The 25,902-nt window shown below is 69.8% G+C and carries 28 protein-coding genes and 3 pseudogenes; 12 read left to right on the top strand and 19 right to left on the bottom strand.

What is annotated here, in order from left to right; all coding sequences use genetic code 11:
* Nucleotides 1-253 precede the first annotated feature (253 nt).
* Together AB0442_RS23270 and AB0442_RS23265 are read right to left on the bottom strand one after the other, a co-directional pair.
* Nucleotides 254-454 (bottom strand): hypothetical protein, encoded by a 201-nt coding sequence (locus tag AB0442_RS23270; RefSeq protein ID WP_366165014.1) that lies wholly within the window; start codon nt 452-454, stop codon nt 254-256.
* 375 nt (nt 455-829) lie between these two features.
* Entirely contained in the window at nt 830-1,270 is a 441-nt protein-coding gene (locus AB0442_RS23265) for a subtilase-type protease inhibitor (RefSeq protein WP_366165013.1), read from the bottom strand.
* 1,261 nt (nt 1,271-2,531) lie between these two features.
* Between AB0442_RS23265 and AB0442_RS23260 the strand changes: the two genes are divergently transcribed.
* The gene (locus tag AB0442_RS23260) at nt 2,532-2,918 is read left to right on the top strand and encodes a helicase associated domain-containing protein (protein WP_366165011.1); all 387 of its coding nucleotides are present in this window, start codon (nt 2,532-2,534) and stop codon (nt 2,916-2,918) included.
* A 216-nt stretch (nt 2,919-3,134) separates the two neighbouring features.
* On the opposite strand, the gene AB0442_RS23255 is transcribed toward AB0442_RS23260, so the two are convergent.
* The 4 genes from AB0442_RS23255 to AB0442_RS23240 form a co-directional block, all read right to left on the bottom strand.
* Nucleotides 3,135-3,308 (bottom strand): hypothetical protein, encoded by a 174-nt coding sequence (locus AB0442_RS23255; protein WP_366165009.1) that lies wholly within the window; start codon nt 3,306-3,308, stop codon nt 3,135-3,137.
* Between the two features lie 360 nt (nt 3,309-3,668).
* On the bottom strand, nt 3,669-3,827 hold the full coding sequence (locus AB0442_RS23250) for a hypothetical protein (RefSeq protein WP_366165007.1): 159 nt from the start codon (nt 3,825-3,827) through the stop codon (nt 3,669-3,671).
* 25 nt (nt 3,828-3,852) lie between these two features.
* On the bottom strand, nt 3,853-4,017 hold the full coding sequence (locus AB0442_RS23245) for a hypothetical protein (RefSeq protein WP_366165006.1): 165 nt from the start codon (nt 4,015-4,017) through the stop codon (nt 3,853-3,855).
* Between the two features lie 175 nt (nt 4,018-4,192).
* Nucleotides 4,193-4,966, bottom strand: a complete 774-nt coding sequence (locus AB0442_RS23240) for a TIGR04222 domain-containing membrane protein (protein ID WP_366165004.1) — start codon at nt 4,964-4,966, stop codon at nt 4,193-4,195.
* Nucleotides 4,967-7,295: 2,329 nt separating this feature from the next.
* Between AB0442_RS23240 and AB0442_RS23235 the strand changes: the two genes are divergently transcribed.
* Both AB0442_RS23235 and AB0442_RS23230 read left to right on the top strand, forming a co-directional pair.
* Nucleotides 7,296-7,706, top strand: a complete 411-nt coding sequence (locus AB0442_RS23235) for a hypothetical protein (RefSeq protein WP_366165002.1) — start codon at nt 7,296-7,298, stop codon at nt 7,704-7,706.
* A 136-nt stretch (nt 7,707-7,842) separates the two neighbouring features.
* The gene (locus AB0442_RS23230) at nt 7,843-8,094 is read left to right on the top strand and encodes a hypothetical protein (protein WP_366165001.1); all 252 of its coding nucleotides are present in this window, start codon (nt 7,843-7,845) and stop codon (nt 8,092-8,094) included.
* Between the two features lie 91 nt (nt 8,095-8,185).
* Here the strand turns inward: AB0442_RS23230 and AB0442_RS23225 are convergent.
* Nucleotides 8,186-8,991: pseudogene (locus AB0442_RS23225) on the bottom strand (transposase family protein).
* A 336-nt stretch (nt 8,992-9,327) separates the two neighbouring features.
* Between AB0442_RS23225 and AB0442_RS23220 the strand changes: the two are divergent.
* Genes AB0442_RS23220 through AB0442_RS23210 form a run of 3 tightly spaced genes read left to right on the top strand, consistent with a single transcriptional unit; the run spans nt 9,328 to nt 12,244 of the window.
* Nucleotides 9,328-10,218: a hypothetical protein gene (locus tag AB0442_RS23220; protein ID WP_366165000.1), complete on the top strand. Its 891-nt coding sequence runs from the start codon at nt 9,328-9,330 to the stop codon at nt 10,216-10,218.
* Nucleotides 10,215-11,204, top strand: coding sequence for a hypothetical protein (locus AB0442_RS23215; RefSeq protein ID WP_366164998.1), 990 nt, complete (start codon nt 10,215-10,217; stop codon nt 11,202-11,204). Before AB0442_RS23220 ends, AB0442_RS23215 begins: the two co-directional genes overlap by 4 nt.
* Nucleotides 11,201-12,244, top strand: coding sequence for a hypothetical protein (locus tag AB0442_RS23210; RefSeq protein ID WP_366164996.1), 1,044 nt, complete (start codon nt 11,201-11,203; stop codon nt 12,242-12,244). The genes AB0442_RS23215 and AB0442_RS23210 overlap by 4 nt, the downstream gene beginning before the upstream one ends.
* A gap of 369 nt (nt 12,245-12,613) precedes the next feature.
* On the opposite strand, the pseudogene AB0442_RS23205 reads toward AB0442_RS23210, so the two are convergent.
* Both AB0442_RS23205 and AB0442_RS23200 read right to left on the bottom strand, forming a co-directional pair.
* A pseudogene (locus AB0442_RS23205) lies at nt 12,614-12,994 on the bottom strand (DUF4265 domain-containing protein); the annotation flags it as partial.
* Nucleotides 12,995-13,546: 552 nt separating this feature from the next.
* Nucleotides 13,547-14,155 carry a helix-turn-helix domain-containing protein gene (locus tag AB0442_RS23200; protein ID WP_366164994.1) on the bottom strand — a complete coding sequence of 203 codons (609 nt, stop codon included), beginning with the start codon at nt 14,153-14,155 and terminating at the stop codon, nt 13,547-13,549.
* A 92-nt stretch (nt 14,156-14,247) separates the two neighbouring features.
* On the opposite strand from AB0442_RS23200, the gene AB0442_RS23195 reads away from it, so the two are divergent.
* A complete protein-coding gene (locus tag AB0442_RS23195; RefSeq protein WP_366164993.1) occupies nt 14,248-14,640 on the top strand; it encodes a DUF4345 domain-containing protein in 393 nt (130 codons plus the stop codon).
* 86 nt (nt 14,641-14,726) lie between these two features.
* A complete protein-coding gene (locus AB0442_RS23190) occupies nt 14,727-15,278 on the top strand; it encodes an ATP-binding protein (RefSeq protein WP_366164991.1) in 552 nt (183 codons plus the stop codon).
* Between the two features lie 257 nt (nt 15,279-15,535).
* On the opposite strand, the pseudogene AB0442_RS23185 reads toward AB0442_RS23190, so the two are convergent.
* From AB0442_RS23185 to AB0442_RS23175, 3 genes and pseudogenes are all read right to left on the bottom strand, one after another.
* Nucleotides 15,536-16,093 (bottom strand): annotated as a pseudogene (locus AB0442_RS23185) (sigma-70 family RNA polymerase sigma factor); the annotation flags it as partial.
* Nucleotides 16,094-16,111: 18 nt separating this feature from the next.
* Nucleotides 16,112-17,329 carry an FAD-dependent oxidoreductase gene (locus tag AB0442_RS23180; RefSeq protein ID WP_366164990.1) on the bottom strand — a complete coding sequence of 406 codons (1,218 nt, stop codon included), beginning with the start codon at nt 17,327-17,329 and terminating at the stop codon, nt 16,112-16,114.
* Nucleotides 17,330-17,587: 258 nt separating this feature from the next.
* A complete protein-coding gene (locus AB0442_RS23175; RefSeq protein WP_366164988.1) occupies nt 17,588-17,821 on the bottom strand; it encodes a hypothetical protein in 234 nt (77 codons plus the stop codon).
* Between the two features lie 306 nt (nt 17,822-18,127).
* On the opposite strand from AB0442_RS23175, the gene AB0442_RS23170 reads away from it, so the two are divergent.
* Nucleotides 18,128-18,253: a hypothetical protein gene (locus tag AB0442_RS23170; RefSeq protein ID WP_366164987.1), complete on the top strand. Its 126-nt coding sequence runs from the start codon at nt 18,128-18,130 to the stop codon at nt 18,251-18,253.
* A 53-nt stretch (nt 18,254-18,306) separates the two neighbouring features.
* On the opposite strand, the gene AB0442_RS23165 is transcribed toward AB0442_RS23170, so the two are convergent.
* Genes AB0442_RS23165 through AB0442_RS23155 form a run of 3 tightly spaced genes read right to left on the bottom strand, consistent with a single transcriptional unit; the run spans nt 18,307 to nt 19,929 of the window.
* Nucleotides 18,307-19,098 (bottom strand): alpha/beta fold hydrolase, encoded by a 792-nt coding sequence (locus AB0442_RS23165; RefSeq protein ID WP_366164985.1) that lies wholly within the window; start codon nt 19,096-19,098, stop codon nt 18,307-18,309.
* A gap of 24 nt (nt 19,099-19,122) precedes the next feature.
* Nucleotides 19,123-19,335, bottom strand: coding sequence for a DUF4287 domain-containing protein (locus AB0442_RS23160; protein ID WP_366164983.1), 213 nt, complete (start codon nt 19,333-19,335; stop codon nt 19,123-19,125).
* 33 nt (nt 19,336-19,368) lie between these two features.
* Nucleotides 19,369-19,929: a dihydrofolate reductase family protein gene (locus tag AB0442_RS23155; protein ID WP_366164981.1), complete on the bottom strand. Its 561-nt coding sequence runs from the start codon at nt 19,927-19,929 to the stop codon at nt 19,369-19,371.
* 178 nt (nt 19,930-20,107) lie between these two features.
* On the opposite strand from AB0442_RS23155, the gene AB0442_RS23150 reads away from it, so the two are divergent.
* Nucleotides 20,108-20,416 (top strand): hypothetical protein, encoded by a 309-nt coding sequence (locus AB0442_RS23150; protein ID WP_366164979.1) that lies wholly within the window; start codon nt 20,108-20,110, stop codon nt 20,414-20,416.
* On the opposite strand, the gene AB0442_RS23145 is transcribed toward AB0442_RS23150, so the two are convergent.
* Entirely contained in the window at nt 20,372-21,370 is a 999-nt protein-coding gene (locus AB0442_RS23145; protein WP_366164977.1) for a sigma-70 family RNA polymerase sigma factor, read from the bottom strand. The two genes, AB0442_RS23150 and AB0442_RS23145, sit on opposite strands and share 45 nt — an antisense overlap.
* Nucleotides 21,371-21,526: 156 nt before the next feature.
* Between AB0442_RS23145 and AB0442_RS23140 the strand changes: the two genes are divergently transcribed.
* Entirely contained in the window at nt 21,527-21,688 is a 162-nt protein-coding gene (locus AB0442_RS23140) for a hypothetical protein (protein ID WP_366164975.1), read from the top strand.
* Between the two features lie 279 nt (nt 21,689-21,967).
* Here AB0442_RS23140 and AB0442_RS23135 read toward each other — a convergent pair whose 3' ends face one another.
* Complete coding sequence (locus AB0442_RS23135) at nt 21,968-22,960, bottom strand: SDR family oxidoreductase (RefSeq protein WP_366164973.1); 993 nt, start codon at nt 22,958-22,960, stop codon at nt 21,968-21,970.
* Nucleotides 22,961-23,544: 584 nt separating this feature from the next.
* On the opposite strand from AB0442_RS23135, the gene AB0442_RS23130 reads away from it, so the two are divergent.
* Entirely contained in the window at nt 23,545-23,961 is a 417-nt protein-coding gene (locus tag AB0442_RS23130) for a hypothetical protein (protein ID WP_366164971.1), read from the top strand.
* A 354-nt stretch (nt 23,962-24,315) separates the two neighbouring features.
* Here AB0442_RS23130 and AB0442_RS23125 read toward each other — a convergent pair whose 3' ends face one another.
* Complete coding sequence (locus AB0442_RS23125; protein WP_366164969.1) at nt 24,316-24,846, bottom strand: hypothetical protein; 531 nt, start codon at nt 24,844-24,846, stop codon at nt 24,316-24,318.
* A gap of 235 nt (nt 24,847-25,081) precedes the next feature.
* A complete protein-coding gene (locus AB0442_RS23120; RefSeq protein ID WP_366164967.1) occupies nt 25,082-25,651 on the bottom strand; it encodes a hypothetical protein in 570 nt (189 codons plus the stop codon).
* Between the last annotated feature and the right edge of the window lie 251 nt (nt 25,652-25,902).

The raw sequence follows: 25,902 nt of genomic DNA, 5'->3' as shown, positions 1-25,902 counted from the left end.
GACACACGGCGCTGACCAGCAGCGACCACCACCCAGCCACTGAAAACTGGCGGCACGCCATCGCTGCAACCCACACGCCACCCAGCAGCGTCGATCGGCGGTACGCGATCGGCACGTGGTTGTCAAAACTGCCGGCCGCCGCCGTCCAGGTGTCCGCGGGCGAGCCGAGTGCGCTCGCAGCGGAGCGGCGGCGGGTGTTGGAGGAGATCGACCCGTTCTGGTGCCCGAGCTGGCCGATCGTGTGGCAGCGCGCCTACAGCGTGGCAAGGTCGTGGTGGCTGGAGTCGGACGGCCGGGTGGACTGGGCGCAGCTACCCGAGGAGACGGTGTTCGAGGGCGACGAGGAGCTGGCGGCCGCGAAGGCCGCGGCCGAGGCGAAGCCGAAGGTGTCCCGTGCGGACCGCTTCGCCCAGGGCCTGGCCGCCCTCGCCGCGTTCGCCGGCGGGAGGGCCATGTCCGGGTCCCGTGCCCCCACAAGGAGCCGCTTGAGGTCGCGGTGGTCGGCCCCGGCGGCTAGGGGAGCGTCGAGGTCTTCCACGTCGGCCTGGGCGCGTGGCTGTACAACTAGAAGGGGAGGCGGGCGAAGCTGAGCGCGGGGCAGCTGGCGCAGCGGGCCGAGCACGGCGGGGGGCATGAACGGTGTCGGCAAGGGTGCGGCGGGCGTGCGCTGCGGGCGTTGTCCGACGCGGGTGCCCATCGCACCGGGTTCGCGGTTGCTCCGGGCGGGCGTACCGGCGCGCCGCGGCGTTCCCGCTCCCTCCGGTCGATGCGAGGGGCCGGGCTGCGGAGGGAGGCCGCAGCCCGGCGGGTGGCTCGGGGCGCGGGTGGCTCAGAAGTCGAAGACCGGGCCCCGAGCGCTGTGCAGGTAGCAGGGGTTGGCGAACGTCTCCCGGTAGGAGATGCGCTTGCCCTGCCAGACCCCCTCGGCGGTGACGGTCACCGGGTCCGCGAGGTGGTAGCAGATCGCCCCTTCGCCCTGCAGGGCGGTGAAGGAGCCTCCGGTGTTCTCGAGTTGCGCGCACGCCTGCTCGGGGGCGGGATGGGTGCCGGTCGGCGTTGGGGTGCAGCTGAGGGTCACCGCGCGGGAGACGGACGCCTGCGGTTCGGTGTTCTGGCCGTGGCTGAGCGTCAGGACGAGGGCCGAGGGCGCGTAGAGGGCGGCCGGGGCGGCGGAGGGGCGGGCGGCGGAAGCCGGGAGGGCGGCTGCCAGGGCGACGGTCGTCGCCAGGGTGGTCGCGGTGGCGCCCAGGGTGCGGTAGCGGTTGCGCATGGTGGTTCTCCTCAATCGAAATGAGGCCATATCGGGCATTCTCATGCTGGCGAGCTGGGCGATGTCGGGGAAATGGATCTTGCCGGATCTGTCACACCGACGAATCGCCCGCTGGCTCGAAACGGTCCGATGATGAGGAAATCCTTCCGATTGCAATCCACTTCGAGAGCGAACGGAGTGCGTAACCCTCGGCCAACGGAAGATCCCCGTCATCGTGTCAGCTGTGACCAGCCGATTCGGGCAGCCGGTGACAGGAGCACGATCCGGCCACCGGGCCTTGTCCGGATCCGCATGGCAGGACGTACGGCAGCACGATCGTCCGCGAGGCTCGCCCGTGCCGCGGCGGTGCAGGAGCCGATTCGAGCTGGACATGGATTCCCACCTCGCCTCGCCGCCGCAGCGGCGGCGGCGGAGCTGCGCGGGCCGGACCGGACCGAGTGGCCCGGGCCGAGCTTGCAGGGTTGCTGCACAGTCTGGTGATCACGCGCCGGTACAGGTCGGCCGCCGTCCAGCCGACCGGCACCCCCCAGCCTCGATCTGCCCTGCCCCCGCCGGTCCCCGCGACCCCAAGCCGACCGGCATGCCGATCACCGAAGTACCGCCGAGAGCCACGCGGACAGCCATTCCAACGGACGCCCGTGCGGCCCCGACCAAACCTGCATGATCTCTTCCATTCACGTGTCTGGGCCGGGGCTTGCGCCTCGGCCGTCCAGTTCGGCGCGGGTCGAAGCACTCGAGGGGTCAGAGTCGTTCGACAACGAGGGCGGTCTCGTCGCAGCCGCCGCCTGGGACGCCGAGGTCGTGATGACCGCCTGCATCGGCTCCGAAGGCGGCTGCGCCCTCGGCAGGCCGTAGCGCAGAGGCAGCGATGCCCAGTTGGGATTGGATATGCAAGACCGGTGGGCCGGGGTGAGTGATGTCCGATGTAGCTGCCCAACCGGTCTGCACGCCGCCCGCCGAACATGCGCAACAAGGACGACCGTCGGCCAACGCCCGGTGGGGAGCCTGCGATCAGACCGGATGAACTGCACAGCGCACAAGCAATCTGCGCACCCCAACCGCCCGGCACCACCAGAACTGCGAAACCCCAGCCCGTCCCTGCCTCGCTGCTCAGAATGGACGGGCGACTACAGGAGCGCTGGCCCCGGAGCGGCGGCGGGCATTGGAGGAGATCGACCCGTGGTGGTGCCCGACCTGGCCGATCATCTGGCAGCGCACCTACGCGGTGGCCCGACAGTGATGGCTGGAGGCCGACGGCCAAGTGGACTGGGCGCAGCTGCCCGAGGACACGGTGTTCGAGGGCGAGCAGCTCGGTCGCTGGGCCGTGGCGCAGCGGGCTGGCTGGCCGGGCCTGGAGGCGGATCAGCAGGATCTGCTCGCGGCGATCGGCATCGAGGCGGACCCGGAGCTGGCGGCCGCGAAGGCCGCCGCGGAGGCGAAGCCGAAGGTGCCCCGTGCGGACCGCTTCGCCCAGGGCCTGGCCGCCCTCGCCGCGTTCGCCCGCCGGGAAGGCCACGTCCGCGTTCCGCGCCCGCACAAGGAACCGCTGGAGGTCGTAGTGGCCGGCCCCAGCGCCGCGAAGTCGCGGTCCAGCAGCCACTCGCCGATCACGCCCTCCCGGGGCCGGAGCGGGCCGCCCCAGTCGTAGTGGCACGGCAGCAGCCACTCCACCGGCCGGACGTCGAGCTGCTCGGCCGGCCAGAGTAGCCGGTCCTGCAGGACCCGGCCCTCCGGGACGCGGGCGGCCGCGGCACGCAGCCGGGTCCGGGCGGGCACCCCCGCATGGGGCTGGGCAGCCAGGAACGCGTCGTCGAACGGTGTGTCCTGGTCGCACAGGTCCCCGCGCCGAGCCCCTGACGTTCGATCAGCAGCTCGGCCAGCTCGCCGCCTCCGCGAAGCGGTCCTCCCAGCAGAGAATCTGGATGGCCGCCGCTGCGGCCTCCCACGCCGGGTCGGGTGGTGCAGCGGGATCGGTGGCCAGGTCGAGCAGCTCGGGAAGCACCTCCCGGTGCCGGCCGCGCCGAGCTCCGGAGGTCACCCCATCACCCAACCATGCGGAAAATCCCCATCAACTCTCTCGGCCCTCAGGCATCGCGGACCAGCTACGCCCACTCCACGCCGTGCTCGGCGGGCTGCCCCGCGGTGAGCTGGACACGGCGGGCCTTCTGGTTGTTCAACCACGCACCGAGCCCCCGTGGACGATCCCGACGCTTTCCTCGCCGCCGGGGCCGGCCACCGTGACCTCCAGCGGCTCCTTGTGCGGCCGCGGGACGCGACGTGGCCATCCCGCTCCATGAACCGCGCCAGGGCGGCCAGACCCTGCGCGAAGCGGTCCGCACGGGACACCTTCGGCTTCGCCTCAGCCTCGGCCTTCGCCGCCACCAGCCCTTCGTCGGCCTCAATGCCGATCGCCGCCAGCAGGTCCTGCTGTGCCGCCGCTACCGAGCCGGACTTCCGCTATCGGCAGCGGCTCGGCGATCAGGTGCGCCAGCTCCGCGCCGCCGCCGATGCCGGGCGTGTTGACCTGGTGTCCGGTCACGATGTTGATGGTGCGCATGGCGCAGATCTGGCGAAACGGCGCGTTATCGGACGGTCACGTGCTCGACCAGGTGCAGGATCGCGCCAGGCGCCCGCAGCGGTGGCAGGTGGTCGACGCCGGGTAACCGGATTAACTCACGGCCGATCCGGGCGGCGGTCTGCTCGGCGCAGTCGATCGCGGGGCTGCGGTCGAGGTCGCCGAGGAGCACGAACCAGACCTTAGCGAATCCCGACGAGACCACCCGGGCCACCCGAATCGCCACCGCCCAGCTCACCGCCGCCACCCCTGCGTCCGTTGAGGTCGAACCCGCCCTGGACGCGGTGTCGTTGAAGGCCCTACGCGTTCCCCGCGGTGCGCCGTCTGCTCGCCCTGGGGGCGAGGGGTCAGATCCCCATTCCGGCCCAGTCGTTCACCTCCGAAGGGGGCGGTGAAGGTGGTGGTGTGAGTGCTGCACGCAGTTTGCGGGGTTCTTCGTCCGGGCGGAGCAGGCCGCGGGCGCAGCGGCCGAGGCGTGCGGCGTGCCCGGAGGTGGCGTCCGGGGTGGCGGTGCGGGGGATCCATTCGTCGGGGAGGGCATCCAGGAACTGTCTGCCGTAGTCGGTGATGCCGTCCGGGGGTAGGTGGGGGCGTTTTCTGGAGGCCACGCCGAGGACGGTGCTCGCGATCACGGTGGCAGCCGCCCCGACCACGGCCCATGCCGGCTCGCCGGTGAACAGCGCCACGATGATCAGGATGCCCATGACGATCGGGACGCTGGAGGCGAGGCCGGAGGCGGTCTCCCGGGCGGTGGTAAGCGCACGCAGCGCTCCGGGCGGTGCGATGAGGTTCTGCTCTGCGAGGTGCTCGCCCAGGGCGCGGACCGGTGCGGAACGTGCGACGCGCTCGACGGTCTCCCACGCGCTCGCGTCCGGTGAGCGCTTGCAGGCGTCCACGACCGCGGCTTCCACGCTATCGCGGGGCACAGAAGCGGCGATGCGGAGCGTGGAGCCGGTGACCGTGAGCCGCCCGGACCACAGCATGCCGGCCAGGCAGACCTCGACCACGTGGGTGGGGCCGGCGTACAGCCAGGCCGCCTCGTACAGGCTCAACTCCCGGCCGGGAGCGCGCGTCACCACGGTCAACGAGCGCCACGCCACCACCGCCCGACGCACACGCACGAGGCCTCACCCCGTCACCACGGCGAGCCCGACGACCACGGCAAGCATCCACACGACATCCCCTTCCCGAACGCCCACCCCTGCCCACAGTGTGGACCGGCCGGCCCGCTGTGCCCAGACCACGTATTCGGTCAACGAACCTTGGGTGTGAACCGGTGTCGGCGTTGTCGTGCGGGCAGTGCAGCATGTTGGACTGCTGTGAGCACCGTCTAGCGGGGTGCGGCGCTCACTGCGGACACCGCCCTATCTGCCGCATGGTTTGCGCAGGGGTACACAGGATGCTGGACCGCGACGGCCCCAAGGCTGCTCAGCAACTGGGCCGGGAAGGACCCGCTCATGCACTGCGGGTCTCCCGCCACCACGGAAGTGCTTCCGGGCGCGGCTTGCGCTCGGCGGCCCGGGCCCGCCGCTCGTGCCATCCCACACCGGCCCGGCCGGACTCGACCGGCGTTCGGTGTCGTTCACGACCTCCCCTTCGTCTCGTACGCCGTGATGAACAGAGGCGGACCGGAAGAGGGGCACAGACGGGCACATGGGCCTCCCGGTGCCGCTCCTGGCGGTCCGTCGGGCTGCACGGTAGGCGTTCAGGAGCGCTGATCAAGCCCCGCTCGGGCCCGGTGTCGACGACGGGACGAGGAGACGATCGCGTGCGCGTACGCCCATTTCCAGCGCACAGTTCAGCGACGACTGAAGGTGCTCAGTGCTCGGTGATGTAACAGTTCGGGGCGCAGCCTCCGTGCTCAGTGACGATCAACGAGATAAGGCAGACGAGCAATGTCGTCAGCAGGACGATGGCGATCACGGCGCACCCGCAGCCGGGCAGCCGGGGCGGTCGATCATGGTTCTTCATACGGTCCCCCTCGAGCCGATGGCGCGGCCGTTCAGTGCCAGACGTTATCCCAGTCCTAGTTCGGGGACCTGGTGTTGATGTCGAGGTTGGACAGGAGGGCGATCAGGATGAGGACCACCACGATTAGCCCGAGCACGCCACCCAGAAGCTGTCCTCTGGCCCGGGACGGTGGGGGTGGGACGGGAGATCTGATCGCTCATCATCCCTCTGATCGCACCCCTCGTCGTCTAGGTGCTCGGGATTGTCGTCTTCCAGCGTGCCTCCCCCTCCGGCTCCATGGCACCGCGTTGCTCCACCGCCGTCAAGAGCGCTACAACGGCGCAACTGGGAAGTCGCCGAGCTCACCAATCGGTGCAGTCCTGATCCGTGGTGTCAAAGGAGGGTAGAAGTCCCCGCGACCAGAAAGGTGATCTCCCTGCTGGTGGACATTGAAAGTCCAGCGGACAGTTGATCTGCGCAGGGGGTAGTCGAAGGGGGGCGACGCCGCCTCGTCAGGTGGTGGCCTCGACGAGAGGGTGGCTGTCGCTTTGGGCGACGACGACATGGTGACGGTGGAAGAGCCGGTCGGCGGTCGCGGCGGCGAGGGGCTGGGCATGATCTCATCGGAGCGGGCCGGGTGCCCTCACCGCGCAGATCACCGACCCGGCGGGCACGGCCGAGGCCCGGCCCCACCTCGACGCCAGGACGTGCCCGACCCCTGGGAGCAGCCCGAGGAGGCGTTCATCGCCTGCGTCACCGTTGTCGAGGCCGGCGCCGGCTGCCACCTCCAACCCGCCACCACCTGATCCCGGCCGACCACAGCAGTGTGCCGAACACCGCACCGCGAGCCCGGCACACTGCTGCCGAGAGGCAGCCTCGGACCCCGTATCGGGCACCCACCGGCTGGGCGCCTTCCCTCGGCCTGCTCGCCCTCACCGGCGGCGGCATCCTCACCGCCGTTCTCGGCACGCTCCGCCTCACGGAGAGCCGCCGGCTGCGCCGCCTGCTGCTGACCACCTTCGCGCCGGACGGAACCGCCCTCGGTGTCTGGGCCCCGGTCGCTTCCCCGGCCGTCCGCTGGCCGGCCCGCGACCCGGTCGTCCTGGTGGCCCCCGGCGACTCCCACGGCCGCACGCTCGGGGCCCGCCTCCCGGCCCGTGCCACCCTCTGCGACCCGGGCACCACCACTCGCCACCGCACGTTGCTGCTCAACAAACACGGGCTGACTGCCCTGATCGCCCTCGCCCGCAGCCGGCTCCGGCTCGGCCTGGACGGCGCCGTGGGCATCCGCATCACCTTGGTCGACCGCCCGGCGCTCCTCACTGCGCCGCAGTGGCACCCCCGTACGTCTATAGCCTCAACTGTCCGGTTTTCGAGTGGAGTCGATGCCTCCCGGACGCGGCATGGGGCAGCGAGGTGCGAGGAGGGGGCGGCGTACGGCGGGGGCGAGGCGGGTAACCCTTCCGGGGGGAGCGCGGAATCCAGTGAACGGGGGGCGGGATGGACACGGGAGGTTCCGGCCGACGATTCGGCCCGCAGGACGTCTGGGCGGGACTGGCCTCGATCGTGCTGCTGGTCGGCGGGCTTTTGGTGTTCGCCCAGTGCTCGCCGCCCGACGAGTACAGCTGCGACAACTCCAACTACCCGACCGGCGGATGCAGACTCAACCAGCACGAACCGGCCCCGACGGGCTCGACCTTCCGATGCCCGACCGACTGGTGGGAGTACCGCAGCCTCGACCGGCAGGCCGCCGCGAGCTGTGCGATGACCCGACCGAGTCCACTACCGTGCCCAACCACGCCGGACACCTACTGGGTGGCCAAGGGCGAGGACGCCCTTCCGCCGGGCTGCTCCTACCCGCGGACGGCGGTCGCGTCGCCGCCGTCACGCTCGTCGCCCGGCTCGCCGTAACCTGCCAGCCAGGCCCTAACGCAGGCCATCAACGAGGCCAAGGACGCTGCCATCGTCGTCCTGCCCAAATCCGGCGCAGCGGCCTGACCGCGAGCCGCCGAACGGGCATGTCGCAGCTGCGGCGAAGGTTCGGCCCATGGACGTCGAATCGCTGCACGTCGAAGAGCCGTGGACCTTACGGTCGATGAGACCGTCCGCACCGGGGACGGCGCCGCGGGCCGACTGCTCGTCGCCGAGCTGGCGTGCCGGGGGCGAGGACGACCTGTGGCAGAGCGTGCTGTTTCTGCTCGGTGTCCTGGCCACCCGGCCGGTGTACGGCTTGCCGGAGCGGCGCTGCACCGGCCCCCGCGGTGAGCCGCTCGGTGACCCGACCCGAGCGCGCAATTGACCGACCGATCCGGCGACGCCATGGAGTTGGAGCCGAGCAGCAGCCGACCATCCCAGGGGCCGCGAAGACCTCGGTGCTCAGTGAACCTCTTTCATCCTGGGTTTTCCCAGGTCAGGAGGGTGTGGATGGCGGCGATGGTGCGGCTGATGCGGTTGGTCGAGCATCGGGCCCGCCGGAGGAGTCGCCAGGATTTCAGCTGGGCGAAGGCACGTTCACCTGGGGCGCGCAGGCGGGTGTGGTCGCGGTTGTACTGCTTGTAGTGCTCGGGCAGTTCGTCATGCCGGTAGTAGGGGGTGCGGACGGTTGCGCCGGCACCCTGGTAAGCCCGGTCCGCCAGGACCAGGATCTCGCGGGTCAGGCAGGCCTGGACGATCCCGTAGGCGCGGGCGGCGGTCAGGTCGTGGGTGCGGCCGGGCAGAGCCCCGGGAGAACCACAGCGGCGTGCCGTCCGGTGTGGCGACGATCTGCACGTTCATCCCGCGTTTGCGGTGTTTTTGCGAGTAGTACGGCTCGTCCGCCTTGATCCGGTCGGTCGGGATCAGGGTGCCGTCGACGATCACGAAGTCGCCCTCGCCCAGGCCCACCAGCGTCTCGCGCAGCCCCGGGGCCCATGCGGCCAGAAGCTCGAGGGTCTCGTCGATGTACCGCTAGGTGGTCGCCTCCGACACACCGAAGCCGGCCCCGAGCTGCGCGAGAGTCTCGTTCTTCCGTAGGTGGGCCAGGACCAGCAGGACCTGCTTGAAGCAGCCCAACTTCCGCCATCGTGATCCGAGTTCACACCTTCGGGTATGGATCAGCCACGAAACGTGCTCAACGAGCTCGTGCGGGACGTCGAGCATGGCAGGATACGAGACCAACAGGGCCCCTCGGTGGCGACGTGATGAGTGAGATCACCACGGCAACGACGAGGGGCCCTGTTGCGTCACTACAACCCCCTGACCAGCCATTTCACCCTGCCGAGACAGGATGAAAGAGGTTCAGTGCGGATTCACGCCGGGCAATTTCTGGGCCGGTGTGTTCGAGTTCACATAAGCCTACCTGGGGAGCATCGGGTAATCGGTGGCGCTGCGTGCATAGTTGTCCGCTCAACCGCCTTCTGGCGGATCGGACTTGAGGTCGTCGCGCCTTGCGGTGGGCTGGTACCGGTGGCTAAATGGGAGAGGGTGCAATAGGTAATCTTTGTACGAATTATCCTGCGTGCGTGCGCCACTTTCCGACACCCAGGAGCTCATTATGCAGATGACCCCGACCTACCAGGCCGCCATCAACGGGACCCTGGCCTCCCAAGGGGGCGGCCACGGGACCGGCAATCCTCTCACCTTCTGGAACAACACCTGCATTCCCCTGGTCATGTACGTGCTCCAATGCGGAACCGGAGAGCGCCTGGGGTGGAACGGTACGTCGTTCTCGCCGGGATGTCCCGGCTACACGGTCCTGCCTGACGGGGCGTCGATGACACAGAGCAACCCGACCACCGGTTGGTATTTCCTCTTCACCAGCGGGTACAGCGGGGCCTTCGTCGCGGTGTTCGAGACTCCGGAAAGCGGCGACATCATCATCAACAACTTCGACGTGCTGGAGCCGAACGACATCGGCACGTTTCCGGTGCCCAGCGCCGACGTCGTCATCCCGTCCGACTCCCCGCGGATCGTGGTCGGCTGCGGTCGCCTTCTGAACGGCAACACCGTGGTCAGGGAGCAGCTGTGGCAGCGGATCTCGGATTCCTACAGCATCGCCCCGGGCCAGATGAAGGAGGCCAACTTCACCCTGGTCTCCGGTTGCCAGTCCACCAGTTCCGACCTGTCGAGCCTCGAAGCCTCCGTCAGTGCGAGTGCCAAAGCTGGCTGGGGCCCGGTCTCCGCCTCGGTCTCCGCCTCGCTCAGCGCGGGTACGACCACGTTCCAGCAGGTGACCGCGACCCAGCAGACCACCTCTTTCGTGTCCCGCCGATACGAGCTGGCGGCGGACGCGCCCGCGGCGGAGACGATGCTCTACTGGCAGCTCTGCGACTCCGTGACGGTGTACGACGGGCTCGGCATCCCCCAGAGCTCCCTCGTGGTCGGAACACAGCCCGCCCTGATCGGCGGCCCGTACCAACTCGGGAACGGCGGAACCTCGTCATGATCATGAATCCCGTCTTCCAAGCCGCCCTGAACGGGACCCTCACGTCAGAGGACACCGGCGAGGGCACCTTCGTCGTCCTGCAGAACTCGACCGATGTCCCCCTGGCCGGCTACCTGGTCTCCGACACCGGGGTGTGGCTGGGGGCGAACGACAACGCCAACTTCGGCGCCGGATATCCCGCCCTGCAGATACCCCCCGGCAGCACATGGGGCGGCAGCGACTGGATCGACCTGGGCTGGTATTTCATCCTCCTCAACTCGTATTCCGGCGCGTTCGCCACCGTCAAACAGGTGAGCAGCGGAACGTCCGAAGGGAACACATACCAGGTGACCGTGAACTGCGCGGACATGCTCAACCCCAACGACATCGGCGCAGTACCGCTGCCCAACTCGAGCGTGCTGATCCCCCCGGACGGCCCGCGCGTCGTGGTCGGCTGCGGGGTCCTCTCCAACGGAAGCGTGGTGGCCCGCGAGCAGTACTGGCAGCGGACGCCGGAGTCCTACAGCATCGCCAAGGGCGAGGTGAGGCAGGAGAACTACACGGTCACCACGGGGATGGAGGCCACCTCGTCGCAGGAGACGACGCTGGCCGCTTCGCTCAACGTCGGTGCCAGCGCCGGCTGGGGCCCGATCTCGGCCAGCATGTCGGCGGCCCTGAATGCCTCGGCCACCAGCTTCCAGTCGATCACCACCACCACCGAACAGACGTCCTACATCGCCGAGACGTACGACAACACCGGCGGATCGCACCCGGACACCTACTTCTACTGGCAACTCACCAACGTGGTCACCATTTTCGACCCGAACGGCAGTCCTCTGTCCTCGCTCATCTACGGAGCCGAGGGGCCTGCGATCATCAGCGGCCCCTGGGACTTCAACGCCCTTCCGCCGCGCCCGCTCACCAAGGAGAGCGCCATGTCCGAGACGATGCGGGCGCGCCTGTTGAGAGCCCCGACCCTGGCCGGCCAGACAGGACTGCACCGATGACCCGCGACCCGGTGCCGTTCGACCGCGCCCACACCACCGTCGGGCACTGGCTCTCCCACCCCGGCATCGTCATGCTCGACACCGGCCACAAGACCATGCGGGGACAGCGCACCGAACAGCAGGCGATCCTCGTCGGCGTGGTCGAGAAGCTGCCCAGGAGCGCCCTGACACCGCAGGACTTCCTCGTTCCTCCCAGCGTGGAGGTGGACGTCCTGCTGCCGGACGGTCGTGTCGAGAGGATGACCATCCCGACGGACGTGGTGCAAACGGGACACATCGCTCCCCGTTCGCTGGCGAGCGAGAGGCGACCGTGCCCGGGCGGCTACCAGATCACCGCATCGACCTCCTTCTACGAAGGCTTCTACTACCCGGGTACGCTCGGCGTGACCATCGACTACAGGAACCGGCTGTGCCTGCTGAGCAACGCCCACGTGCTGTGCGTGTGGGTGAACCAGTCTGGCCGCGACGTCTATCAACCGATGTGGAGTCAGTGGCGGCCGTGGTCCACCGACAACAAGATCGGTCGCTGCGACGCGGCGTACGAGATCTTCAGCACCTGGACGCTCCGAGATGACGCCAAGCGCAACACCTATGACTTCGGCTGGTCGTTCGTTGACCGCGAGGACGCCCTGCCCAACACCATCGTGCAGGTCAACCCCGGCGGCAGGAAAGTCGAGCTGGGCGTGCCCGAGGTGGGCCAGACCGTGTCGTGGGTCGGCTCGACGACCGGCGTGATGCAGATGGCGACGATCGCCTCAGTCCATGCCGCATTGACGATCCCCCTCTGGTTCGGTTACCAGCGCTGGGAGAACTGTCTGCGCTTGGCGCCCGTGGACAACGCTGCTTTGAAGCTCGACAGCGGCGACTCCGGCGCCGCCATCATCGACGACGACGAGGACAGACTTCTCGGGCTCGCTACGTTCTCCGACACGGAGTCCGCCTCGATGGTGTTCGGAACCAGGATCCCCCCGGACAGACCGACACCCGACAACCCGTTCCTCGGCGACCAACAGCTGATCCCCGCACGCCCGGCACCCTGAGCGGCGCGGCCGCCGACCACGGTGACCTCCAACGGCTCCTTGCGCGGGCGCGGAACCCGGCACAGTTCTTCCCCGCCTGGCGAACGCGGCGAGCGCAGCCAGGCCTGTCGGAGGCGCTCCGCCCGGAACGCCTCCGCCGCGATCTTCGTCTCGACCAGGTCCTGGTCCGCCTCGCCGCCGACCCCTGGCAGCAGGTCACCATGAAGGCCCGATAGTCCTCAGGGAAGGTGACACCCCAGCTTGCCCGGGCGGCAGCCCAATCGACCCGCTCATCGGCACCGTACTCCGACGACATGACCTGGGCGAGTTCTTGGATGCCAGGGTGCACAACGTTGCCCTTCGTTGAGCTCGGTAGGGTCGCGAGGCGCGTCAAGAGCGAGTTGCGAACGGCATCGCGTCTGCCCACTCCCAGAAGGCATGGCCGGCGTTGACCACCGCCTCCATGACCGCGAACAGTCCGACTGGCTCAACGTTGGGCGGGACATCGACGGCGACGAACCGTTCGCCGTTCCACTCACTCAACACATCCGCCGCGATGATCTCGGTCTTGATCCTGTCAGCAGCCTGCTGGAGGTCGATGGCGGGCAGATCAGGGGTGAACAGGAGCCGCAGCGTGCGATGCCCACAGGCCCGGACCACCTCGCTGACGTAGTTGTCCTCATCGAGAAGCACGGTGTCGCCTAGGGCGAGCCCGTAGGTGGAGAACGGAAGGTAGGCGACCTCGTAGCTCCCGTCGCTGGCCGCTTTGAGCCAGAGCTGCTCGACCTGTCCCTACAGCCCGAAGGGCGCCAGGTCGGCGCGCGCGATGTAGTTGGTCGCGGCGCGCCCGACCGGGTGTTCATGGACGACGACCTGCATGACGGCACTCCCCAAGGCCAATTCCGATGGCGTGCCATAGTCCCGCAGCTGATCACCGCTGCTGTCGGCGGGGGTTAGAAGTCCGAAGGGGGACGGGTCCGGTCCGCGGAGGTCTCAGGTGGCAATACGCCGCGATCCTTGCCGCCGCCGGCACCAGAGTCGATCACCGGCGTAGTGCAGTCAACTGGCCAGGCCCCTGCACTCCGGAGCACTGCTGATCTCCGCGCTGCTGTCACCCGCCTGTGATCCCGGTGCAGCCAACCGACCAGAGCCGCACGTCCCACGGCTCCCCGATCCGCAAGGAACACCCCGACATGGCCGACCGGCGCGACACCCTCACCCCCGACGACCATGCGAGAATCGCCGCCCGCGGGCCGGTCGCACCTGCTGGTGTGCCGGGTTATTCGAAGTTGCTGAGTTCGGGCCGGCCCGGATGCCCAGGCGCTAGCGCGGCCAGTCGGGTGCGGGGTCGGTGGCGAGGAGTGGACGGACGGCGCCCAGCACGGCGCCGATGCACACGTCGCGCAGCTCGGCCCGGCTGCAGGTCTGCTGGGTGAGCCAGTCCACGCACAGCACCTGGACGAAGACCAGCCAGCTCTTCAGGACGCCGGAGACCGCCTCGCGGGCGCTGGCGTCGGCGAGGGGGAGCACCCCCAGCAGCCGGGCGCGGAGGGCGTCGAGCTCATTGGTCATGATCGTCTGAATCACTGGGTCGCCGGCCAGCACCCGGTTGGCGGCGAGTACGGCGTTGCGGTTCGCGACGAAGTAGTCCAGGTGGGCATCCAGGCCCTGGCCGAGCTGCTCGACGAGGGTGTCTGCGGGATCGAACCGGGTCTCGGCAAGCAGCTGGTCGGCCGCCTGCTGGTAGACCGCCGCAAAGAGCTCGTGCTTGCCGGCGAAGTGACGGTAGAGCAGCGCGCGGGAGACGCCGGCACGCTCGGCAACCTCCTCCATCTGCACCTCGTCGTAGGGGTGGGCGGCGAAGAGCTGCGCGGCGACGGTGAGCAGCTGGGCGCGGCGGTCGGCGGGGCTGAGCCGTTGGCGGGGAGGCATGGGTGAAGGTTACTTGACACACGTCTACCAGCACGCCCTACTCTAGTAGACGCATGTCAATTAATGCTGGAGGCGGGACCCGGGGAGGGGCCATGGCCAGGACGCTGAGGGTGCTCGTGCTGATGATGGGGATCTCGTGCGTGGCGATCGGGCTCGGACACGTGCTGCTCGGCAACGCCTCCATCCCTGGGGCGGGCGCCGCCGGGACGACGATCGACAGCCTGGGACGCTTCTTTGGTGCGATCTTCGCCGGCTACGGACTGGCCTGGCTGTGGGCCGCCCGGCAGCGGCCGATCCCGGCGACGGCCGTGCGCTGGCTGGCCGGGGTGCTCCTGCTGGGAGGAGTGAGCCGACTGCTGTCGCTCGCCCTGCACGGCTGGCCGCACTGGTTCCAGGTGGTCCTGACAGTGATCGAACTTGCTCTGCCGCCGGTCTACTTCTGGCTGGCCGACGCCGAGGAGCGGGTACTTGCGGGGCGAACCTAAACCCCGCCCGTCCGCGGCGAGCGGCGCCAAATCGAATACGCGCGGGATGCCTCGGCGACCGTCGGCTGCCGGTGCAGCGTCATCCTGTGGACAGAGCTCCGGCTCGTCAGAGCCAGCCAAGGTGCGCCCGAGTTTGCCGCGTACGCGATTTCGTACCAGCCTTCGGCACCCTCGTCGTTCTGATCGGACCGGCCGGCAGCGGCAAGACCACGTTCACCTCGGCCCTGGACTCGCGCGAGGTCGTCTCCCTGGACGAGTTGCGAGCCCCGGTGACCGGCGGCAACGCCGGCGACCAAGGTGCTACCGCCGAGGCCGTTCAGATCCAGAACCTGCTGATCGACGCCCGTCTGAGCCGCGGCCGCACCCTCTACCTCGACTCCACGAACGTCGAGGCCCAGGTCCGAGCGCAGCTGGCCGAGCGGGCCCGCCGACACGGCCGGCCGCTGCTGGCGATCGTGTTCACGACCCCGCTCGAGGTGTGCCTGCGCCGCAACGCCGAGCGGCCGGCCAACCGGCGCGTCCCGGACGACGTGCTGCGCCGGCAGCACCAACTCGCCGCCGACACCCTCCCCGGCCTGCCCGGCGAAGGCTTCGACGAGATACGGCTCTGCCCGCCGGTCAGCCACTCCGGACGCTGACGCTGCCCACCACCGCGCCCCGCCGCCACGCCACCCAGGCGTGGCGGCGGGGCGCCGTGGTGCGCGGCGCGGCCGCCCGGCCGAACCCACCACCAGCCAACCCCACTGGAGGCACCGACAATGGCCGACACCCTGCCCACCCGCCTGGCCCGCACCGCCCTGGACACCGCCGAGTCCGCCGCCACCGTCACCGCCGCGGCCGCCGCCGGCCTCACCACCTACCGCGCCCTGGCCCACCGCCCGGCCGAGACCCGCACCACCCTCGCCCTCGCCGCCGGAGCCCTCGGGTCGACTTCTGCGCCGCTGCGGCGTGCGGCGGTGATACGGCGCCGGGCCCGGTGGAGATGCTGTTGGCTTGCGGACTCGGTGATGTCGAGGATTACGGCGATCTCGGCGTGGCTGTAGGAGAACGCTTCGCGCAGGACGTAGACGGCCCGCTCAAGGGGGGACAGGCGCTCCATGAGAGTCAGCACGGCCAGGGAGACCGATTCGCGTTGCTCGAACGTGTCGGCCGGGCCGAGCATTGGGTCGCCGTCGAGGAGTGGTTCGGGCAGCCAGGTACCGACGGTGCGTTCTCGGCGCGTTTGTGCCGAGCGGAGCCGGTCCAGGCACAGGTTGGTGACGACCTTGGTCAGCCATGCTTCCGGCATGTTGATGCGCTGCCGGTCGGCGGCCTGCCAGTGCAGGAACGCGTCCTGCGTGGCGTCTTCGGCGTCGGTGGCCGAGCTGAGGAGACGGTAGGCCAGCGAGGCCAGCCGGTTCCGGCTGGCCTCGAACCGGCTGGTGTCGAAGCGATCAGTGGCGGTGCTGTCCACGCGGGTCACCCTATTCGGCTACGCGACCGCCTTCTCGGCGGACATATCCGGTGCGGCGGGCGTGGGGCCGGTTGCGGCCAGGCGGTGCTTGCGCTTGGGCAAGCAGAAGGTCGGGTGGGAGTTGATCCACAGCGACATCTTGAGAATGCCCGCCTTGATCCGCGCGGCCTTCCGGCCACCCAGGTACTTCGGCTTTGCCTGGGCTTCGCCGTCGACCAGCTGCAGGATCCCGTCCCGCCGTCCGAGGCTGATGTGATTGCCCGGGTACTCCAGCTTGGTGTGGGGGATCTTGCGGCCGGTCAGGTGTCCCACGATCGCGGCGATCGCCTGCATGCCGGTGTAGCCGGCCGAGGCGCAGGACATCGGCAGCGGACGGCCGTTGTCGCCGATGGCGTAGGCGCTGTCGCCGGCGGCGTAGATGTTCGGGTGCGAGCGCGACCGCATGGTGCGATCGACGATGATCCGACCGTCCTCGGTGGCCTCCAGACCGGCGGTGGCGGCGGTAGGGCTGACCGCGAACCCGGCCGTCCACACAGTCGCGTCGGACGCCACGGCGGTGCCATTGGCGCACAGCACCCGCGCCGCTTCGACGGCCTCGACGACGGTGTGTTCCAGGACAGTGATGCCCAGCCGGTCGCATGCCCGGCGCAGGTGGTCGCGGGCTCCGGCGGAGAGCCGGACGCCCAGTTCGCCGCGGGCGATGAGCGTCACCGACAGGCTGGGCCGAGACTCGGCGATCTCGGTGGCGGTCTCGATGCCAGTCAGCCCGTCACCGACGACCAGTACGCTCCCGCCTTCGCCTCGCCGGCCCAGACTGTCCAGACGCTCGCGCAGGCGCAGCGCCGAAGGTCGGGCCGCCACGTCGAAGGCATACTCGGCAACGCCGGGAACACCGCCGTCGTCCCCGTGGCTGCCAAGCGCGTAGAACAGCGTGTCGTAGGCGAGTTCGCCGCCGCCCTCGGCGTCGGCTACGGCGACGACCTGGCGCTTGGGGTCTATGGCGGTGACACGGGCCAGGCGCAGCCGTATTCCCGTGCCTGCGAAGACGTTGGTGAGCTTCGGGGCCTCAATCTGCTGGCCGGCCGCGAGCTGGTGAAGCCGCAGCCGCTGGACGAAGTCCGGCTCGGCGTTGACCACGGTGATCTCGGTGTCCGCCGGGGACAGCCGGCGGGCCAGGTTCCCCGCCACGTAGGTCCCCGCATAGCCGGCACCGAGAACGATGATGCGGTGCTTCATGAGTAGCTCCTGTCGGTTCGCCTGCCTTCGGTGATTGAGCGAGACAGCGCACAGATTCCTGACAGGAACCTCATGTGGCGTGGATCACATGAGCGGCTCGGTTGACGAAGCCCAGAACCCTCATCGTGTCTGCGTGTGTGATCAGTCGGCGGCGCTGGCAGATGTGCGGGGCGGGGCGGGGCGCGGCAGCGACCGGCGCCCAAGGTCGAGGCGCTTGTCCATGTTCAGGCAGAAGGAGCGGTAAGGGTTTACGTGGGATCAGAACAGCGCGGTCAGGCCACGCTGGCCCTCGTCGTTGAGCTTCTTCGGCCAGGCCAGTTCGGCTAGAACCTGCTGGAGCAGCATTGTTTTGACGTGCACGAGCGCGGACTGGAGCAGGTGCAGGGCGAGCGTGGAGGTCCCGGCGTGCTGCAGTGCGGACAGCGGGATGACGATCAGCGGCCGGGTGGCCTCTGCCTGAGCAGCAAACAACGGACAGAACTGGGGACCCACATAACTACACCGCCGCCACCGCCGCTGCCACCGGGCGGTCGCTGAGTGGGTCACCCGGCACAGCGGACTGGCGACCCGGGTCAACGACGACCCCGACCGCGCCTACTGGACCAAGCGGAACCACGTCCTGGTCACCAACCTCAAGCTTGACGCCGCCTGCTACGTCTGCGACAAGGCCGTTCACTTCGCCGGGGACTGGGTCGCGACCCTCACCGTCGTCACCCGGGCCATCGGCCTGAACAGCCGCGCCGGCATCCACCCCTGAGCACCCACCCGAACCGCCACCCCACCGACCGAGGAGAATCCGTGCGCGCCAATGACGCAGCACCCGTCGTCACCGTCGAGAACCTGATCTGGGCGGCCTCCATCGCCTGCCTGGCTTTGTTCATGAGTTTCGACAGCAGATGTTCACGACTTCGGGAGGCAGCTTGAGGGCTCCCTGTTCGATGTTCACGAGAAGCGGCAGCGCGTCCTGGGGCAGACGGTCAGGAGGCGAAGAACTTCAGCAGGGCCGGGGCGAGGGCGTCGGCCGCGACCTCATGAGTCTGGTCCGGGAGGCTCCGGTACTCGGCGTGGGGAATCGCGGCGGCCACTGCGCGGGCCGGGGCGCGCAGCAGTTCGGGGCTCGCGCCGCCGTCGAGGACGAGGACATGCACGGTGATCTTGGCCAGCGCGTCGGCCGGGACGTTCGCGCCGACTCCGGCGTCGAGGACCGCGGCGTCATAGGCCAGAGTGGGCGCCACCGCCTCGAACGCGGGCCACACCGGCGTGCTGCGCAGCTGCTCGACCATCGGCTCCGGCGCGCCGACGAAGGTCATGAACCTGCTGACCGCTTCGCCGCGGCGCTCCTCGGCGAGGTCCGCGGCCAGGCCGGTCGCGTAGTCGGTGAAGCGTGCGCGTTGCGCGTCCTCGGTGCTGAACGGCGGCTCGTACACGGCGACGTGGCTGATGCCGATGCCGTGGGTGGCGGCGCGCAGGGCGAGTGCAGCGCCGGAGGAGATGCCGACGACCGCCGCCCGCCCGCCAGCGGCGGTGATCACGGCGGCCAGGTCCTCGACCTCCCGTTCTACGGCGTAGGGCGCGGTGTCGCCGCTGGCGCCGCGGCCGCGGCGGTCGTAGGTGTAGACGGTGTGGTGCGCGGCAAGCTGCTCGGCGACCGCCTGGGAGGGCCCGAAGGCCCGGTGGCACAGGGCGCCGTCCACGAAGACGACGGCCGGGCCGCTTCCGGTGACGGTGTGGGCGATGGTGGTGCCGTCGGCGGAGACGATGCTGGTCATGGGGAGGAGTCCTTCTCGGGTGGGTCAGCGGGTGGTGTGCTCGGCGAGGGTGTGGGCGACCAGGGCGTTGGCGTGGCCGTGGCCCAGGCCGTGCTCGGTCTTCAGCCAGGCGACGAGCTCCATGTGCCTGGTCAGCGGTGAAGAGCGGATCAGGTCCTGCCAGTGGCTGATCGGTCGGCCGTACTTCTGCTCGATGGAGGGGAAGTAGCTGGCGGGGCCCTTGGCGGGGCTGGTCATCGGGAGCTCCTGGTCGTTGAGAGGGGGGTCGGGTCAGTTGTCGGCCGGGCCGTAGACGGTGTGCAGCACACCGGTGGTGAAGGCGGTGCTGTCCAGAAGCTTGAGCCGGATCGGGTCGGCGGTCTCGTCGAACAGACGCAGGCCCTTGCCGATCGCGATCGGGTGGACGAACAGGTGCAGTTCGTCGATCAGTGCGGCGGCCAGCAGGGCGCGCACCACCGAGATCGAGCCCGAGATCCCGATCGGGCCACCGCTTTCCTGCTTCAGCTCGGTGACGGTCTCGACCAGGTCGCCCCCCAGCTGCTCGGAGTTGCGCCAGGTGAACTTCAGCTCCGAATGGGAGACGACGATCTTGCGGGCGTCGCCGAGCGCCTTGGCCATCGGTGCGTCCTCGCCGCCCGCGGTCTCCCTCTCCGGCCAGGCACCGGCGAAGGTCTCGTAGGTGACGCGGCCGAACAGGACGGTGTCGGCCGCGCCGAGCTGCGCGGTCACGGCCGCGCCCATCTCGTCGTTGAAGTAGGGGAAGTGCCACTCGTGCGGGCTCTCCACGACGCCGTCGGCGGCGATGAACAGTCCGGCGGTGATCTTCCTCATGGGGCGCTCCCTGTGCTGCTCGGGTGTCGGTTGCTCTCACCCGGTCAGACGGGGCACTGCCCGCGGACTCATCGGTCGCGGCGAAAATCTTTCAAGATCTTTTTCGGCGGGTCGCGCCTGCCGATGAGTCGCGCACCGTCAGGCAGTCCCAGTAGGTGTGAAGACTCTGCTGTTCCCCGTGCCTCCGGTCCTTCCGGGCGAAGGCCCGGCCCTGCCCGAGCACCTGGCCGGGCTGCTCGCCGAGCAGTCCGATATCCGGCTCGTGGTCTGCGAGGTCGCATCCCTGACGGCACCCGGTCCCGCCGACCTCGACCGGCTGGCCCGCCTGAGCCTGGTCGCCCGGCGGGCCGGCGCCGATCTCCTCCTACGCGGGGCCGGTCAGCGCCTGCAATTACTGCTGGCGCTGACCGGCCTGGCCGAGGCGCTACGGTGCGAGGACCCCTCAGACACCAGCGGAGGCGCCGGTGGCCGGCAGCCGCATCGGTAGGCCCCACAGCGGAAACAACCGCTCGGTGTCCATGTGGTTGGTCATGGCGGCGATCCGCCCGTCGGTGATCTCCAGCACCGTGATGCCCCACGGCGTCCAGCCGTTCTTGTCCTCGGCCGGCCGGTACTGCGCGAAGGCCGGCGAACCGTTCGCCTCGACCGCCAGCAGCCGCGACCCGCGGCAGCCGCAGCCTGCGCCGAGCCACCACTCGCCCAGCTCGACCGCACCGCGCACCCACATCTGGTAGGGCGGCATGTTGAGCACGGCGTCCTCGTGCAGGAGCTTCTTCAAACCCTCGATGTCGAACGCCTCGAACGCCTGGACGTACCGCGCCAGCAGGGCCTGCTGCGTCTCGTCCAGCGGCCGGTACGTGTCGCTCACCGGGACCCCGCCGCCCTCGGCCAGCGTGGCGCGCGCCCGCTGCAGCGCGCTGTTCACCGAGGCAACCGTCGTATCGAGCAGCTCGGCGGTCTCCGCCGCCGACCACGCCAGCACCTCCCGCAACACCAGAACCGCCCGCTGTCGCGCCGGAAGCTTCTGCAGCGCCGTGACGAACGCCAGCCGAATGGTCTCCCGGCCCACGGCCAGTTCGGCCGGATCGCCGCCCAACACCCGCCGGTCGGGGACCGGCCCCACCCAGATGTTCTCCTCCAGCTGCGTCAGGTCCGGCGCCGACGCCGCGACCGGCGATGTCAGATCCATCGGCCGGGCCCGCCGCTGCGCCGCCGGCGCCATGTCCAGGCACACGTTCGTCGCGATCCGGTACAGCCACGTCCGCAATGCCGAACGCCCTTCGAACCCCGAGTACTTCGACCATGCGCGGACCAGCGTCTCCTGCACCGCATCCTCCGCTTCGAACGCGGAACCGAGCATCCGGTAGCAGTACGCTGTCAGCTCCCTCCGGAACGGTTCGAGCTGCTCGACGACGTCATCACGATCCTTGGTCACAGACACGGCCCCACCCTAGCCGCCAGACCCCAACCAAGATCATCACTCGTGCCCCAGGAGCCACTCACCGGCCTGTCAGGTGCTGTCCAAACCCGCGAAGATTTCGAGTCGGCGCGGACGGCGAGCGACTCCCGAACTCATGGATAAGTGCTGTCCGTTTTCATGAACAGAGTCACCTGCCTGATCCTCATGTGGGCGATCTCCGCAGTGCACCTGGAGGCCCGCACCATGTCGACCTGCGGACCCGCGGCCGGATCCACGGCAACCGCCCACCCCGGTGATCCGACCGGCGGCCGACCCGCCCCCACCGACTGCCCGCACTGACACCGGCACCCGCTACCCGCACCTCCGCGGTCGGGCCCGCAGCCGCCCGAATACCGCGGGACGGGGCCGGAGCGCCGTTGCGGGCATCCGCTCGGGGCCGTCAGAACGACTGCCCAGCCCCCTTCCGCACCGCACTCCCGGCCCAGTGATGAGGATCCGGGAAAATCCTCAGGCCTGCTCCCGCTCCCCGCTTGGATGCGCGTGCATGGACGCAACGCTCAAGGGCGGGTGAGGGCCGATCGGCCGTGGGTGGGTGGACCGGCCCTCGCCCTGTCGGCGTCAGTTCGTCAGTGTCCGCAGGAGGCGGTGCTCCTCCTGCTCGCTGAGCCCCTGGCGGTCCTGGGGCAGGCCGCCGCGCTCGGTGTCCCAGGCGAGCGTGTCCGCCAGGGTCTGAGCAAGCGGACGGAGCGTCAGCCCGGCGGCCAACGCGCGCGAGACATCGACTCGGTTGATGGCCGCACACGCCGGGTCGGCGATCCACATGGGAACCCCCATCCAGGGGTCGACCCCGGCCGCGAGCAGCCGCTCGCTGGGTACCCAGACCGTCTCGGCCGGTGTGCCGGCGACCGCGCGGCACACGTCGAAGAACGCACCGAAGGCGATCGTCGGACCGGTCACGTTGAAGACCCTGCCCCGGTCCTGGACCGCGCACCCGACGATCCAGTCGGCCACATCCCGGACGTCGATGAACTGGGCGGCATCCGTCGGATCGCCGGGAAGCAGCACGCGCCCGCCGCGGGCGAAGCGGCGCGGCCAGTACGCGAAGCGGTCCGTCGGGTCGTGTGGCCCCACGATCATGCCTGGGCGGACAATGGACGCCTGCTGCGCGAACGCGTCGAGCACCACGCGTTCGCAGGCGGCTTTGCGGGCCCCGTACGCGTCCTCGGGTGCCATGCCCTTATGCAGGGCGAGTAGTTCGCCCTCCTCGTCCTGCGGCGTGCTCTGATCGGCGAGGACGGACAGGGACGAGACGAAGACGTACCGCCCCACCCGGCCGCGCAGGGTCGCGACCGAGCGGCCCACCACGTGGGGGTCGTAGCCGGCCACGTCGACCACCGCGTCCCAACGACGGTCGGACAGAGCGGACAGATCGGCGGTGCGGTCGCCGAGAACGGTCTCGACCCGGGGGAACAACCTGGGGTTGGTGCGACCGCGGTTGAACAGGGTCACCTGATGGCCGTCGGCCAGTGCGGCCTCGACGACGGCACGGCCCAGGAAACGGGTACCGCCGAGAACAAGAAGACTCAGCGGTCGAGAGGTAGTGCTGCGCATGGTGTGCGACTCCGGAAGGATGCTGGGGTCCGGGTCGCGGCGGCATGGAGCCGACTCAGTCGGCGACCCGGATGAGGACATGGCGAAGCTCGCTCACGGCACCCATAACCCCACCTCCCTCGGTCGCGCACGACACCCGGGCACTGTAGCGGCGGACGTTCACCATCGCCAGGGATTTTCCGCCCGCGCCATCGCGGAAGCAGACGCGATCAGGTGGGGAGGTGAGGTGAGCAGGTCCGTCCCAACCGAGAGCACGCAGTGGGGAAAATCGGCGAGCCTCATCACCAGGGCCCGGCATCGATCCCTCCACGCGCCCCCCACGGTGTCGGGCCCTTTGTCGTTTTCCGGCGCCACCCGCCCTCCGCGCCCCACAGCGCTGCCTGCCGAGCCCCGGCTCCTGCTCGGGCCGGAGCCGGACGAACCGCACCCCGCCGTAGCGGCCGGTGCAGGACCGCCTTGCCGCGCTGACACCCACTCAGATAAGAAAGCCGTGCGGACGGGTCCCGGGTGACCGGTGCTGCACACACGGCAGCCCAGCTCCACAGGCCCGGAGCGCCCGGCGCCACCGACACCAGGAGACCAAGGTGACTTCTCTGCCCGACATTTTCGAGACCCGGCAGGGCGAGGCGCTGCGCCGGGCCTACCTCGGCGGGGACCTCGAGCAGGCCCGAAAGATCGAACAGCACCTGCTGGCAGAGTCCGCCACCACGTCTGAGGAGCGGGACGAGCTCGCGCAGACCTTGCACGCAGCCGTCCTGTTCCTGGAGGTCGACGCCGCCCGGGAGGTCGGCGACGCGCCCCGGGCCGACCACTTCCTGCAGCGGATCCGCCAGGAGTGCCAGCCCAGGGCCATCAAGCAGCACCTGGCCGCAGGCCTGCTGCAGGCGGGCCTGCGCGAAGGCCTCACCCGCGCCCAGCACGACCAGCTGATGGGCTGGATGAAGGAACTCGGCCTCGGCCCGCAGATCGTCGAACTGGCCGAGAACATTGCCATCCACTGAGCCGGCATCGCGTCGGCCGGTTTGTCGCGGCCTCGGACCCCGTGTCACCGATCAGCTGCTACTGCCCGGGGCGTGGTGCCGCGTTTCCCGGGTGCGGCCCTGCAGGCGCCCGCCTGCACGAGGATCGTCGGATCGCCGGCCCCGCAGCGCAGCGGCGCGACCACCGCGGGCAGGTCGAGCGGGTATGGCGGGCATCAGATGCGTGATCGTGCTGCGCCGTTCACCATTCTCACTGCCGTGCTCGTGTTGTTCGACGCTGTCGTGGTCGGGCGGCACCGGGGCACCGTATGCGACCGGCCTGACGGCGGCCGGGGCTGTGGTTCAGAACTGGGGCTGCCGGGCGGCTGGTCCGGGTCACTCGTAGACGCGCGCGGTGCCGAGCTGCTGGGCGATCGAGGTCCAGGTGACCGGTTCGATCGGCGGAGTGCCTGGGAAGCGCGGGGGTCGGCCGAGGGTTGAGCCCAGCCAGGCGTTCCACGATTCGAGGAACGAGGCCAGGGAACTGTGCGCCCAGCTGCCGCCGTCGTTGGCCCACAGGCCGCGGGCCTTCTTGTTCTCCTGCTGGTTGCGGTCATGGGCGTAGTCGGCTGCCAGGGCGCGTAGCAGGGCCTGCAAGTCGCCCGGTGTGGAGACTGGCGGTTCGGTGTCCATGGGGGCGGGAGCTGCGTGCCCGGCGGAGGGTGCTGTGATGGCGTCGAGTAGTTGGCCGGCCAGCCCGGTCCAGCCGGGATCCGGCGCGTGGTCGGGGAGGGCTGCGGCCCAGCGAAGCAGGAGGTCGTCCACGTCGGGAGGGTTCGCGCCGGGGCCCTCCAAGTGCTGGGTGAGCTGCTTCAGAAGGGCGCGGAAGTCCTCGCCGGTCTCGACCGGGTTCGTGATCGTGTTCATCAACGTGTGAGGCTAGGGCCGCCGGAACAGGCCGTCTACTCAGGTTGAACTCGCCTTGTCGTAGGTGCTGACGGACCTTGATCCCTGCGGTATGACATCGGGGTGCGATACGCGCAAGGGGGCGGGTTCGCTGCCCGGGAGCAATAGCGTCGGGAGCGGGTGCGGCTGGAGGCCGCCGAGCGGTTCGAACGGGGTGGTCGACTCCATCTGGTAGCGGCCCGGGGCGCTCGGCGTGCTACTTGACGTAGATCTCGTCGAGGGTGTCGATGACCCCCGCCGCGTTCAGGTGGTAGCGGAAGGGCAGGCCCTTGTCCGGGTGGGTCTCCAGCCACCCGGTCAGCTCGCTGGTGGAGATGGGCTTGCCCATCACCTCCGAGGGGAGGATCGGTGCCGTCGCGGTGATCTTAGCCTTCTCTGAGATCGGGATGTGCGTCCACGCGCCCGACGGTTCGAAGCGCCCGGGGCAACCGTACGTGCCGTGCTGGACGATGAGACTGGTCATACCGTCCTTGGGCGTGTAGCGGTGTACGGCGATCGTGTCGGGCGAGACTGGCATCCTGTGGTCGGCGCCGCAGGTCGGTGCGGGGGGTGGGGCCGGGGCGGGTGGATTTTTCCCCGCCGGGGTGGCGGTCGCCGAGGGTTTGGGTGCCGCGCCGGTCTTCGAGGGGGCCGGCACGGCGACCGTGGCGCTGGCGGTCGGCGGGGCCGGTGCGGCCGCGGTGAGCTTCGCGTCCGGCGCGGCCAGGTCGTCGCCGTTCTGACAGGCGGTCAGCGCCAGCGCGCCGCACAACGCCAGGGCGGCCATGGCCGCCTGCCTCCGATCCGCTCTCATGGTCTTCTCCCTGTCCCGGATTCCGCCGTCGCCGCACCGTAACCCCCGGGATCCAGCCGGGGCGACGGCCGGACGCGGTTCGTCGCCGGGCCGGGACCCGGTTGTTGCGGAGTGCGGACCTCCGCCCCCGCCCCGCGGACGCCCGTGACCGCCCACCGGTCGGGGTCCGGGGCCAGGCGGCCGGCGAGGGCCTGGAGCTGCGGCCAGGCGGCCTGCGGCGGGCA

The sequence above is a fragment of the Kitasatospora sp. NPDC085895 genome, assembly GCF_040702125.1.
Taxonomy (GTDB): domain Bacteria; phylum Actinomycetota; class Actinomycetes; order Streptomycetales; family Streptomycetaceae; genus Kitasatospora; species Kitasatospora arboriphila.
Note: the sequence above shows the minus strand (reverse complement) of the source record. Positions and strands in the feature narration are given on the sequence as shown.